The organism is Flavobacterium taihuense (genome assembly GCF_019351435.1).
Lineage (GTDB): Bacteria > Bacteroidota > Bacteroidia > Flavobacteriales > Flavobacteriaceae > Flavobacterium > Flavobacterium taihuense.
In genome coordinates, this window is the sequence record NZ_JAHWYN010000001.1 from 138249 (window position 1) to 152305 (window position 14057).

At 33.8% G+C, this 14057-nt stretch carries 10 protein-coding genes; 4 read left to right on the forward strand and 6 right to left on the reverse strand.

The window, feature by feature from the left end:
* Positions 1-76 precede the first annotated feature (76 nt).
* The 4 genes from sufD to KZH69_RS00610 all read right to left on the reverse strand — a co-directional run bounded on the left by sufD (position 77) and on the right by KZH69_RS00610 (position 4158).
* Positions 77-1393 (reverse strand): Fe-S cluster assembly protein SufD, encoded by a 1317-nt coding sequence (sufD, locus tag KZH69_RS00595; protein WP_219315516.1) that lies wholly within the window; start codon positions 1391-1393, stop codon positions 77-79.
* An 81-nt stretch (positions 1394-1474) separates the two neighbouring features.
* Complete coding sequence (gene sufC, locus KZH69_RS00600) at positions 1475-2227, reverse strand: Fe-S cluster assembly ATPase SufC (RefSeq protein ID WP_219315517.1); 753 nt, start codon at positions 2225-2227, stop codon at positions 1475-1477.
* Between the two features lie 53 nt (positions 2228-2280).
* Complete coding sequence (gene sufB, locus KZH69_RS00605; protein WP_219315518.1) at positions 2281-3729, reverse strand: Fe-S cluster assembly protein SufB; 1449 nt, start codon at positions 3727-3729, stop codon at positions 2281-2283.
* Between the two features lie 99 nt (positions 3730-3828).
* Positions 3829-4158 (reverse strand): HesB/IscA family protein, encoded by a 330-nt coding sequence (locus KZH69_RS00610; RefSeq protein WP_116759809.1) that lies wholly within the window; start codon positions 4156-4158, stop codon positions 3829-3831.
* A gap of 267 nt (positions 4159-4425) precedes the next feature.
* Between KZH69_RS00610 and KZH69_RS00615 the strand changes: the two genes are divergently transcribed.
* The 3 genes from KZH69_RS00615 (at position 4426) to KZH69_RS00625 (ending at position 7445) form a co-directional block, all read left to right on the forward strand.
* Complete coding sequence (locus KZH69_RS00615; protein WP_219315519.1) at positions 4426-5385, forward strand: YjgN family protein; 960 nt, start codon at positions 4426-4428, stop codon at positions 5383-5385.
* A 4-nt stretch (positions 5386-5389) separates the two neighbouring features.
* Positions 5390-6457: a M48 family metallopeptidase gene (locus KZH69_RS00620; protein ID WP_219315520.1), complete on the forward strand. Its 1068-nt coding sequence runs from the start codon at positions 5390-5392 to the stop codon at positions 6455-6457.
* Positions 6458-6587: 130 nt separating this feature from the next.
* On the forward strand, positions 6588-7445 hold the full coding sequence (locus tag KZH69_RS00625) for an MBL fold metallo-hydrolase (RefSeq protein ID WP_219315521.1): 858 nt from the start codon (positions 6588-6590) through the stop codon (positions 7443-7445).
* A 67-nt stretch (positions 7446-7512) separates the two neighbouring features.
* Here the strand turns inward: KZH69_RS00625 and KZH69_RS00630 are convergent, their stop codons facing one another.
* Both KZH69_RS00630 and KZH69_RS00635 read right to left on the reverse strand, forming a co-directional pair.
* Positions 7513-8820, reverse strand: a complete 1308-nt coding sequence (locus KZH69_RS00630; RefSeq protein ID WP_219315522.1) for an NCS2 family permease — start codon at positions 8818-8820, stop codon at positions 7513-7515.
* Positions 8821-8951: 131 nt separating this feature from the next.
* Entirely contained in the window at positions 8952-12164 is a 3213-nt protein-coding gene (locus tag KZH69_RS00635; protein WP_219315523.1) for a T9SS type A sorting domain-containing protein, read from the reverse strand.
* 247 nt (positions 12165-12411) lie between these two features.
* Between KZH69_RS00635 and KZH69_RS00640 the strand changes: the two genes are divergently transcribed.
* Entirely contained in the window at positions 12412-14007 is a 1596-nt protein-coding gene (locus KZH69_RS00640; protein WP_219315524.1) for a S8 family peptidase, read from the forward strand.
* Positions 14008-14057: the final 50 nt, after the last annotated feature.

Here is a 14057-nt window from a genome sequence, read left to right on the forward strand (position 1 = left end):
TTTACTTCGTCAATTCGCTATCACTCGGGTGCGTAGATCTTAGCATCCCGATATCTATCAGGATTGCGATTAAAAACTACAAATCAAATCCGATTTTAACGCCCAATTTGTTAGCGATAATAGTGGTGATTCTTTGTTTCAATTCTGGTATTTTGATGTTTTCGATAACGGCATTTGAGAAAGCGTACATCAATAATGCTTTGGCTTCTTTTTTCGGGATTCCGCGTTGTTGCATGTAGAACATAGCGGTTTCGTCCAATTGTCCGATGGTACAACCGTGCGAACATTTTACGTCGTCGGCAAAAATTTCCAGTTGCGGTTTGGCGTTAATGGTTGCTTTGTCGCTCAAAAGAATATTATTGCTTTTTTGGAAAGCGTTTGTTTTTTGAGCTTCTCTTTCTACATATACTTTTCCGTTGAAAACTCCTGTTGAACGGTCGGTAAAAATTCCTTTGTAATCTTGAAAACTTTCACAATTTGGCGTTGCGTGGTTCACCAAGGTATAATGATCGACGTGTTGACTTTCGCCAATAATCGTGATTCCGTTTAAGGTACTGGTCAATCTTTCTCCAAAGTGGTAGAAATTCAAATTGTTTCGGGTTAGGTTTCCTCCAAAAGAGAAAGTGTGGACCGAAACGTGACTTTCCTGTTTTTGGGAAACATAAGTGTTGTCAATCAAATTAGCTTCCAGATTGTCATTTTGAATTTTGTAATAATCCACAATCGCTCTTTTTTGAGCAAAAATCTCGGTAACCGAATTGGTTAAGACAGGATTTTCATTCAAACTTTGATGGCGTTCTATGATTTGTACGTGTGAGTTTTCACCAACAATAACCAAGTTTCTTGGCTGAACCAAAAGTGCAGTTTCGCTTCCTGTAGAGAAATACATGATCTCGATAGGTTTGTCTGCAACTTTGCTTTTTGGAATATTGATGTACGCTCCTTCATTGGCGAAAGCTGTATTTAAGGAAGTTAAACTTTCGTCTTTACTGGCAATTTGATTGAAGTAATTATCAATAACCATTTTGTATTTTGGTTTGTTTAATGCCGATGACATTAAGCAAACATCGATACCGTCGTGAGTAGTTGAAGATAAATGCGAACTAAAAACACCGTCTACAAAGACTACTTTGTAGGTGTCTATTTCATGCAAAAAGTATTTTTTTACATCACTATATTGAATGGCATTTTCTGTTTTTGGAAAAACGCTAAAGTCATTTTTTAAGATAGCATTTAGCGAAGTGTATTTCCAACTCTCTTCTTTTTTAGTTGGGAAACCTTTATTTTCGAAGTTTTTTATAGCTGCTGTTCGCACATCGTGAAGTTCGGAATGAACATCGATACGCTCTTCAAAAGCCATAAAAGACGATAGTAATTTTTCTTTTAATTCCATTTTCTATATTGTTTAAAGTTTAAGGTTTAAAAGTTTAAAGTTGCTTGAGGTAACTTTAAACTTTAAACTTCAAACAAAATTTTAAGCCTCTTGTTCTTGTTTAATCCAGTCGTATCCTTTTTCTTCTAGTTCATGTGCTAATTCAGCTCCGCCTGATTTTACAATTTTTCCGTTGTAAAGCACGTGAACAAAATCCGGAACGATATAATCTAATAATCTTTGATAGTGAGTAATTACAATGACAGCATTTTTATCGCTTTTCAATTTGTTTACACCATTAGCAACAATTCTTAAAGCATCAATGTCTAGACCAGAATCGGTTTCGTCAAGTATAGCTAGTTTTGGTTCTAGCATTGCCATCTGGAAAATTTCATTTCTTTTTTTCTCACCACCAGAGAAACCTTCATTAAGAGAACGAGAAAGAAACTTTCTGTCGATTTCCAACAGTTCAGATTTTTCACGGATTAATTTTAGCATTTCGTTGGCTGGCATTTCTTCTTGACCTTTAGCTTTACGAGTTTCGTTGATTGCCGATCTCATGAAATTGGTTACCGAAACTCCTGGAATTTCCACAGGGTATTGAAATGAAAGAAAAACACCTTTGTGCGCTCTTTCTTCGGGAGCTAATTCGGCAAGATCTTCTCCGTCCAAAATTACTTCTCCATCCGTTACTTCATAATTTTCGTTTCCAGCAATTACAGCTGAAAGTGTACTTTTACCAGCACCGTTTGGTCCCATTATCGCATGAACTTCTCCTGCTTTTACTTCAAGGTTTATCCCTTTTAATATTTCTTTGTCACCTATTGAGGCGTGTAAATTTTTTATGCTTAACATTGTTTTTATATTTTAAACCATTAAGATTATTAGTATTTTTTTGGAACAGAAAATTATCCCACGGAACCTTCCAACGAAATTTCCAATAATTTTTGTGCTTCTACAGCAAATTCCATCGGTAATTTATTCAACACATCTTTGCTGAAACCATTTACGATAAGTGCAATTGCTTTTTCGGTTGGAATTCCACGTTGGTTGCAATAGAAAACTTGATCTTCACCAATTTTACTGGTTGTAGCTTCATGTTCCACTTTTGCTGTTGGATTTTTGCTTTCGATATAAGGGAAAGTATGTGCACCACAATGATTACCCATTAACAGTGAATCGCATTGTGAAAAGTTTCTGGCATTTTCTGCTCTAGCTCCAATTTGAACCAAACCTCTATAACTGTTTTGTGATTTTCCGGCAGAAATTCCTTTAGAAATAATGGTCGATTTGGTGTTTTTACCCAAATGAATCATTTTGGTTCCGGTATCGGCTTGTTGGTAATTATTGGTAACTGCAATTGAATAAAATTCGCCTACGGAGTTGTCACCTTTTAAAATAACAGAAGGATATTTCCAAGTAATAGCTGATCCTGTTTCTACTTGTGTCCAGGAGATTTTTGCATTTTTCTCGCAGAATCCTCTTTTGGTCACAAAATTGAAAACACCACCTTTACCTTCTTTGTTTCCGGGATACCAGTTTTGAACAGTAGAATATTTTATTTCGGCATCGTCCAAGGCGATCAATTCTACTACTGCGGCATGCAATTGATTTTCGTCACGAGTAGGAGCAGTACATCCTTCCAAATAGGAAACATAACTACCTTGATCAGCAACCAACAGAGTTCTTTCGAATTGTCCGGTTCCAGCCTGGTTGATTCTAAAGTAAGTGGATAATTCCATTGGACAACGAACGCCTTTTGGAATATAACAGAATGATCCGTCTGAGAAAACGGCCGAATTCAAAGCTGCATAAAAATTGTCCTTTTGTGGGACAACAGTACCTAAATATTTACGAACTAATTCAGGGTGTTCTTTGATGGCTTCGGAAATACTCATAAAGATAATTCCTTTTTCGCCTAATGTTTTTTTGAATGTTGTTGCCACCGAAACCGAGTCAACCACGATATCCATCGCTACATTATTCATCTTTTTTTGCTCATCAACAGAGATACCTAACTTTTTGTACATTTCCAAAAGTTCAGGATCTACGTCATCAAGAGTTTTGTTTGGATCTGCTTTTTTTGGAGCAGAGTAATACGATATGGCTTGAAAGTCTGGTTTTTGATACTTAACGTTTGCCCATTCCGGCTCAATCATTTCCTCCCAAGCGCGGAAAGCCTCAATACGCCAATCGGTCATCCATTGTGGTTCGTCTTTCTTTTTGGAAATAGCGCGAACAATATCTTCATTTAGACCAATAGGAAACGTCTCCGACTCTAATTCGGTGTAAAATCCGTATTCATATTCTTTGGTCTCTAATTCGATTTTTAAATCGTCTTCGGTGTATTTTGACATTTTTTATGGTATTGAAAGATTTAAAAAATGAAGGATTTAAATATTAAAAAATATTTCCATAATCTTTAAATCTTTAAATTTTGCAATCATTTAATTATTTTAAAGTGAGAATGACTCCCCACAACCGCAAGTTCTATTGGCATTTGGATTATTAAAAACAAATCCTTTCCCGTTTAATCCTCCAGAAAATTCTAGGATGGTTCCGGCTAAATATAGGAACGATTTTTTTTCTACAGCGATAGTGATGTCATTGTCAACAAAAATTTTGTCGTCTTCTCCTTTATTTTTGTCAAATTTCAAATCATAGGACAAACCAGAGCATCCACCGCTTTTTACGCCTACTCTCACGTAGTCTACAGCGGCATCAAAACCATCATCTTTCATCAAATCGATGATTTTCTTTTTGGCAGTATCAGAAACTTGTATCATGTGTTGGTGTTTTTGTTTTATATTTTAGGAGTAAATAGCTAAGAATGAGTTCTAAAAAAAGAATCTAATTCTGAACAACATTTTTATCCCTTATCTTTATTTCGTCTAAATTAACTGCAAAGATACTATATAAAATGCTTTTTCCCATAACTGATAACATTTATATAACTAATGACAAAATAGAAATTTGTTATATAAGTATAGAATTTTCAATTTAAAAAGATATATTTATGATCTATTAACAAACTAAATAGTATTAAATTAATTATGGAAGAAGCAGTACAGACATCAACAAATTACCAACTTGAATTTAATGGTAAAGGGAGCGAATTTTTTAGCGTGATAATCGTTAATTGGTTATTGACAATTCTAACTTTAGGGTTTTATTATCCATGGGCCAAAGCAAGAAAACTTCAGTTTTTATATGGGGAAACATCTTTGAATGGCGATTCTTTTTCATTCCATGGAACTGGAAAGGAAATGTTTAGAGGCTTTGTAAAAGCAATTCTTATCATTGGTTTTCTATATTCGTTATTTTTTTTATTTCTCTATCTTAAATCACCATTTTTAGGAATTGGGATACTGTATTTAGGTATTTTGGCGCTATTGCCTTTTGCGATACATGGATCTTACAGATACAGAATGTCTAGAACATCTTGGAGAGGAATTCGTTTTGGATATAGAGGAGATCGTAAGGAGTTCAGTATAAATTTCTTTAAATGGCTTTTTTTTACCATTATATCTTTTGGAATTTACAGCCCCTGGATGTCGATTAACATGAGGAAATATTTGTTAGGTAACATTCGATTTGGCGATGTTGAATTTAATAGTGAAGGCGATGGAGGAGATTATTTTATGTTAATGTTCAAAGGATATTTAGTAACAGTATTTACGTTCGGTATTTATTTATTTTGGTGGCAAAAAGATCTTTTTGAATATTACATCAATAATTTAAGTATGAGTAAAGGAGATAAAGAGATTGCCTTAAATTCAACGGTTACCGGGGGAGGTTTTTTTAAATTGGCGATTGTAAATTTGCTGATCATCATTGGAACACTTGGTATAGGATATGCTTGGGTTGTAACAAGAACGATGAAATATATTTTTGAGAATATTGAAATGGAAGGGAATATTGATTTGAATTCATTGTTGCAAACCGAAGAAAATTACAAGGATGCAACTGGAGAAGATATTAGTGATTTTCTGGATATGGATTTTGTAATGTAGTGTTATGAGTGAAAAAACTAAAGGAATTTTCTTTGATGGGGAATCGGCTATTCCGAAAGCGATCGATATAGTTTTCGATAATGAAAAAGACGTTCTTGTTTTTGAAACCGAAAATAATCAGCAACATTTTTGGGATTTAGATGAAGTTTCTTTTCGTATAAAATCAAAAAACATGTATTTAGAATATGGAAATGATCCTATTCAAAATATAAAAATTAGCGACAGCGATTTTGTGAATAAGATTTATGATTTTAAGAAGGAGAGAGGGAATCTGAGTTGGTATCATAAGTTAATGGATATGGGAATAAAAGCCCATATCCTTTTTACCGTTTTTATTTTTGCCATTATTGGATTGGGCTATTTTTTTGCCATTCCATGGGTAGCTGAAAAAGCGGTGGTCATCATTCCAGAAGATTACGATTCGCATTTGGGGACAACCTTTTTTGAACAAAATATGCTTTTTAGCAATGTTGATGCTGAAAAGACCAAAGCATTAAATTTATTTGCAAAAGAGTTGAATTTAAAAAACACTAAGAAATTAAAATTCACCGTAGTAGATTCACCTATTGTAAATGCTTTTGCACTTCCAGACGGTAATATCGTGGTTTTTTCGGGAATACTGAATACCATGAAAAATTATGATGAATTAGTCGGACTTATAGGGCATGAAGTGGCTCATGTGAATCATCGACACTCTATGAAAATGGTGTGCCGAAATTTATCAGGCTATATATTTGTGTCTGCAATTTTGGGTGATGCCAATGGGATTATGGCAACAATTGGTGACAATGTAAACAATTTGCAATCACTTTCTTATTCTAGAAGTTTTGAACACGAAGCCGATTTAGAGGGTTTTGAAATAGTCGTTTTAAATAAAATAAACCCAAAAGGGATGTCTAATTTATTTAGACGATTACAGAATGAAGAGGTTGTCGCTATTCCCGAATTTTTAAGTTCTCATCCTGTAACTACTGAAAGAATAAAGGACATAAACGAATTGATTAAAACAAAACCTTTTCGATTTGAAGATAATTTAAAATTGAAGAAATTGTTTTTCGTCCTTAAAAAATAAAGTGAGCCTGAACTCCAAATGGATTTAAGGTTTTTTATTGGTGTGAATTTGTGAATTCGCCTCAAAATTGTTTTAGGTTGTTTTTGAATCTCCTACATTTGGGGGTAAATTCAAAACTAAAGCAAAAGAAATGAAACTATATCCAATAGAAACAGGCAATTTTAAACTCGATGGTGGAGCTATGTTTGGTGTGGTGCCCAAAACCATTTGGAACAAAACCAACCCTGCCGACGAAAATAACTTGATTGATATTGCCGCACGTTGTTTGTTGATTGAAGACGAAAACCGATTGATTTTGATTGATACCGGAATGGGAAACAAACAATCCGACAAGTTTTTTGGGTATTACTCGCTTTGGGGTACCCATTCTATGGATAAATCATTAGCTAAATACGGATTTACTCGTGACGATATTACCGATGTTTTTATGACCCATTTGCATTTTGACCACTGCGGAGGAAGTGTACAATGGAACAAAGACAAAACCGGATATGAACCCGCTTTCAAGAACGCTAAATTTTGGAGTAATGAAAATCATTGGGAGTGGGCTACGAAACCAAACGCAAGGGAAAAAGCATCTTTTTTGACCGAAAACATTTTGCCAATGCAAGAAAGCGGACAATTGCATTTTATAGCTAAACCCAACGGTGATTTTGGTATTTCAAAGGAGTTGGGATTTGGCATTTTTTATGCTGATGGTCATACCGAAAAGCAAATGATTCCGCACATTCAGTATCAGGATAAAACTATTGTTTTCATGGCCGATTTATTGCCTACAGTAGGACACTTGCCATTGCCGTATGTGATGGGATATGATACTCGACCGTTATTGACGATGTCCGAAAAATCAAAATTTCTGAACGCCGCCGCCGAAAATAATTACTATTTATTTTTGGAACATGATGCGCACAATGAGATTATAACAGTTCAACATACCGAGAAAGGGGTACGATTGAAAGAACGATTTAGTTGTTCGGATGTTTTTTAAAATCCAAAATAGGTAATCAAAATAAAATCCCCACTTTCAAATCGATGAAAATTGGGGATTTCATTTGTTATTTCATTTGTGCAATTATGATACTTAGGATAGAAAAGACACCAACACCCCACATCATTGGAGTTACTTCTTTGGTGTTTCTGGTAAATAAGGCGAGAATAATGTAGCAGGCAAAACCATAAGCTATTCCGTTGCTGATGCTATAGGTGAGCGGCATCATAATCATGGTTAAAAATGCAGGAACACCAATATGTAAATCGGTAAAATTGATTCTTGATAAATGTTTGGACATATAAATTCCAACGAGAACCAAAGCCGGAGCGGTTGCATAAGCAGGAACGATTCCGATAATAGGAGAAACAAATAAGGACAAAAAGAAAAACAGAGCAACAAATACGGAACTTAATCCAGTTTTGGCTCCATTGGCAATTCCTGTCGCTGATTCTATAAATACCACAGTATTGCTTGTGCCCAAAATACCGCTGCACATAGTTGCAATACCGTCAGCTTCTAATACTTTTTTGAGATGAGGCATTTTACCATTTTTACCAACGAGATTTGCTTCATAAGAACAGGCTATTGCAGTTCCAATAGAATCAAACAAGCTCACAAAAAGAAAAGAGAATATGGCCGAGACAAAACTTAATTTTAAGACTCCCAAAATATTTAATTGTCCAAAAATAGGAGTAATTGATGGAGGTAATGAAAAAATGTGGTTGGGTAAATGTACATTGGGATCAAATCCAATTCCTAAACAAGTTCCTATTAGGATTCCAATCAAGATGGCTCCTTTTATTTTGTAAATTTCTAAAATTACAGTTATAAACAAAGTAATTAAACCTATAATCACGGCAGGGGTAAATTTGCCCAATGTGACTAAAGTTTCAGGATGGGCAACAATAAGTCCTAATTGTTTGAATCCAATAAATGCGATAAAAAAACCGACACCACATCCCATTGCAACTTGTAAAGAGGGAGGAATGGCTTCTACAATTTTATGTCGAACACCAAAAAAAGATATAATTGTAAAAAACACCCCTGAAAGGAAAACAACACCCAAAGCATCTTGCCAGGAAACGCCTTGACCCAAAACCAAGGTAAAGGCAAACATAGCATTTAGTCCCATACCTGGAGCCATTGCAAAAGGAACTTTAGCCCAAATCCCAACTAATAAAGTTCCAAAAATTGCAGCAATGCATGTAACCGAAATGAGCGCTTCCTTTGGCATACCCGTCATCGAAAGTATGTTTGGGTTTACAAAAATGATGTAAGCTATGGACAAAAAGGTAACCAAACCACCTGAAAGTTCCTGTTTTATTGAAGTTTCACGTTCTTTTATTTTGAAATATTTTAGTATTTTATTCATTTGGTTTCTGATTTATTACAGTGAAAACTTATCAGTATTTTTTGGAAATACTCAAATTTACGATAAAAAACAAAAACCCCCATTTTCAAATGAATGAAAAATGGGGGTTTTTGATTGCTACAAAGGACAGACTATTCCACTATAATTTTCTTAGCGGTATTGGCACCTTCGCTTTCTAGATAGACATAATAAATTCCTTTTGGAAATCCAGTTAAAAGTATTGTATTGTCTTTGGCTCCTGAAGTAAATGTTGTCATTTTTACAAATTTTCCTGAAGCATCATAAATGGTTACTTTTTCAAGAACAACATTATCAACATGTAATTCTCTCTTGGTAGGATTTGGATAAATGGTAATTTTGTCAAAAACGGAATCTTCTATCCCTAATGAAGAACAATCTGTTGAATACGTTGCTGTAGCATCTTTGTAAAAAGGAGCAGCAAAAGAATCGGCATAATTTACATCATCTACTTGAATACAAGATAAAGTTGGATTTTTAGTTGCTATGAAAGCGGTTATATTTGTGTTATTTCCATTTTTAATATTCAGTTTGGTTATAATACCGTTACTACAATATAAGCTTGTTAGCTTTGTGTTTTTCGAAACATCCAAATCGGTAAATTGGTTTAATCCGCATGATAAATAGGTTAGGGCTAAATTACTAGAAACATCTAAGCTTGTTAATTGATTAGTATGACATACTAAATAATCAAGGTTGCTGTTTTTCGAAACATCTAAATTGGTGAGTTGATTTTTTTCGCAGAATAAAGTAATTAGAGCTGTATTTTTGGATAGATTTAGCTGGGTTAATAAATTATCACTGCAAACTAAAATTTTTAACGCTGTAAAATCTTCAATTCCTGATAAATCAGATATTGTGGCACCCCTAACATCTAAATCTATTTGAGTATTAATGCTTGCTGTTTTCACTTTTCCGTTTTTTCCATCGGTATCTATTCCTATATCTATTAATTTTTGCTCAAAATTAATATCTGGAATCATTGTATAAGGCGTACAATCGGTATTAAAAGTTGCTGTAGCATCTTTTTTACTCGACCAGTTTGTATCGGAATAATTGATATCATCTACCTGAATACATTTTAAATTTTGGTTATTGGATAATAAAATATTTACATTGGTTATCAAAGTGTTATTTCCGTTTTTTAGATTTAAAGAAGTCAACATATTATGATAACAATAAAATTCGGTTAGCGTCAAATTTTTAGAAACATCCAGCGAGGTTAATTTATTGTAGTTGCAAGATAATGTAGTCAATGCTGTGTTATTAGAAACATCTAATTCAGTTAATCTATTGTTGTTACAATTTAAAGATTTCAAATCCACATTTTTGGAAACATCTAGAGTTGTTAATTGATTGTAAGAGCAATGCAAATAATTCAATACTAAATTTTTAGAAAGATCTAAAGTTGTCAATTGATTTTCTTGACATTCTAAATGGTTTAACGCTAAATTTTTGGAAACATCTAGTGAGGTTAATTGATTGTAGTTACAAGACAAGGTAGTCAATGCTGTGTTTTTAGATAGATCTAAGCTTGTTATTTGACTTCTATAAAAATCTAATTTTTTTAATTTCAAATTTTTGGAAACATCTAAACTTGTTAGATTTGATATTTGACCGTTATTAGGGAGTATTAATACTTCAAGATTGGTAAAATCCTGAATTCCAGTCATGTCATTAATGTTTAAGTTCGTGTAAAAATCCCCTAGATTCAATTCTACAATTGATGAAATCCTACTTGTAAGAACTTTGCCATCTTTAAAAGCATCAATTTTTTTTATAATTAAAGATTCTTCAAAATTCGCATCAGGTATAAGAGTGTAAGTTGGTGTTACACATTGATTCTCAGTAAAATCAACTTCAGCATCTTTTGAATTTAACCAATTTGTGTTTGAATAAGTAATATCATCAACAAGAATACAAGTTAAATTAACATTAGATTTCATTTTCAAATTATTGGCAATAAGTAATGTATTTGCACCATTTTTCAAATTTATATCATTTAAATATTTAGTATATTCACAAGAAAATGAAGTTAAACCAATATTTTTTGAAAGATCTAAAGATGTCAATATGTTACCAGATGCTTTAAAATTCTTTAGGTCAGTATTTTTAGACACATCCAACGTTTTTAAGTTACTGTAAGAAATATCTAGTGTTTGAATTTTTGTATTTGTAGATATATCAATATTTTCAAGCATTAGACTATTATGAACACTTAAATTTGTTATTGCTGTGTTTTTTGATAAGTCTATTATGGAAGCCTTATTTCCTCCACAAGACAAACTTTCAAGTAAGGTATTAGAGGTAAAGTCTAAAGTTATAATTTTATTATCGGAACAGTCTAACGTCTTTAATTTTGAATTTTTAGAAAGATCTAAGCTAGTTAATGTGCCAGTTCCTTCCCTTCCTGGTGTAACACCTCCTGGATTTACAATCAAGGAGGTTAAATTAATATTTTTGGTAATATCAAGATTTACTAAATCAACACGAACTAAAGTTAATTTTTCTAAATTTATATTTGAACTAAGATCAACTACTGTTAATTTTGTTGTAGACATATCTAGTTTTACTAGAGCTAGATTTTTGGTAAGGTCAATAGATGACAATAAATTCCAGCTACAATCTAAATCGGTCAAAGCTGCAAAATCCTGAATCCCTGTCAAGTCAGAAATTGAACTAGACGAAACATTCAAAGAAGTTATTTTGTTAACATTTTCCGTCAGTACTTTCCCATCAACTGTACCTGAATCTATCCCCAATGCAATCAATTTGTTCTCAAAATTCACATCCGGAATTGTTGTATATTGTTCTGTTCCTTGAATGTACACTTGAACATCATCAATCAAAACATTGAAGGCTGTATCATCAAAAGTATATAAGGAAATACTCAAGTCATACGACAAGTTTTGGTCTGGTGTAAAAGTGGTTTCTTTTACGTTCCAGCTGTTGTCTGTTGCAAAAGTACTACTAGAAAGCGTTGTAGCACTCCCATTTTGACTAATGTTTAATGCTATAGGATGGTCGCCACTATAATTAGCGTTTATATATCTGTAATTAAATTTTACTGTGTATGTAGTTCCTGCGATCATAGGAACTTGAGCAATTATTTTTGGTTTAGTGATACTGTTTGCGATAGAGAGTTGTGCACTCTTGCTTCCTTCGGTGTAAAAGGAAGTGTTTTGGGTGATATTGTTTTCTATCGTCCAGTTGGATAATGTGGTGCTATTCGTCCAATTTTCGAATCCACCATTTGGGACCAAATTGGTTTGTGCATAAGTAATTAATGATGCTAAAAACAGTAAAATAAGTAATTTTATTTTCATAGGTTAAAACGCTTTGAGGTTGGTGCGAATGTACGGTATTTCCTTTTAATTTGTAAGAACTTTTTCAAAAACCGTCAAAAGTCTATTTTTACTGTTAAAGGGCCAAATTATTGTATTTTAACAAATATATTCTAATAAAAAAAACACTATTTTGGTTTGCTTCCTAAAATTAAGTTAACAATTGCATAATATCTAATTCACTTCCACTATTTTTGAAGTGTATTACTAAAACAAGAAACAACAATCAATGAAAAAAATAAATCTAACAGCTTTAACTCTTATAGCCGCATTGACTTTAAGTCTTTCTGCTAATGCGCAAACAGCTACTAACTATACTGGGAAAAAAGGAAAACTAAGTGAACCTGAATTGCAAAGGTGGTCACATCTGGATTTAGCCAAAGACAGTATTCCAGGAATGAGTGTGGATAAAGCCTATGCCGAAGTACTTAAAGGCAAAAAAGGGGTCAAAGTAATTGTTGGGATTGTAGATTCGGGAGTTGATATTGACCACGAAGATTTGAAAGCAGTAATTTGGACCAATAAAAAAGAGATTGCAGGAAACGGAATCGATGATGACAAGAATGGTTATATAGATGATATTCACGGTTGGAATTTTCTAGGTGATGATTTACATGAAACACTTGAAATGACGCGAATCATAAAAAAAGGGGATGATGGATCGGCGACCTACAAAAGTGCACTAGCAGCGTATACTGAAAAATACGATAAAGCTCTGAAGGACAAGCAACAAGTTGATTTCTTGATTGCTACGGATAAAGCCATTCAAAAACATTTGAACAAAGAAAATTATACTATTGAAGATTTGAATGGAATCGTAACCACAGATCCTGATTTGACTAAAAGCAAAGCTATTATGACCCGTATCTTGACCAATGCAGGGCCAACTTTTAGAGCTGAAATTGAAGAGTACGGAAAATACGTTTATGACCAATTAAACTATAACTTAAACAAAGAGTTAGATGGTAGAAAAGTGGTTGGAGACAATCCGGAAGATATTAAAAAAACCACATACGGAAACAATACCGTTTATGGACCAGACAAAGAAGAAGCCCTACACGGAACTCACGTTGCCGGAATCATTGCTCAAGTAAGAGGAAACAATCTTGGAGGCGACGGTATTGCCGATAATGTTGCAATTATGGCTGTAAGAGCCGTTCCGGATGGGGATGAGTACGACAAAGATATTGCATTGGCGATTCGTTATGCAGTAGATAACGGTGCCAAAGTAATCAACGGAAGTTTTGGAAAAAGTTACTCCCCACACAAGCAATGGGTTTTTGACGCCATAAAATATGCAGAAAAGAAAGATGTACTATTTGTACATGCTGCAGGAAACGATGGACAAAATATCGATTTGGATGAAAATGCCAATTTCCCAAATGACTCTGAAGACAATAAAAAAGAGTTTGCTTCAAATGTGTTGACTGTTGGTGCTTTGACTAATAAATACGGAGAAGGTGTAATTGCGGAGTTTTCAAATTATGGTACATTCAACGTAGATGTTTATGCTCCTGGAGACGAAATTTATGCCACTATTCCAAACAATAAATACAAATATTTGCAAGGAACTTCTATGGCTTCACCAAATGCCGCAGGAGTTGCAGCCTTGATTCGTTCCTATTACCCAAAATTATCTGCCAAACAAGTAAAACAAATCTTGATGGATTCTGGAACACCTCTTCCTGCGAAAGTAGTTTTGGGTGAAAACCCTAATCCAAATCAAGAACCTGTGGCAGCTGCTTCGACTCAATCATCAAAATCAGCTAAAATGGTCAATGCTTACAATGCATTAGTAATGGCTGAAAAAATGTCTAAAAAATAAATTTACCTATCTATTAATCCAATGGAAGAGTTTCAGGCTCTTCCATTTTT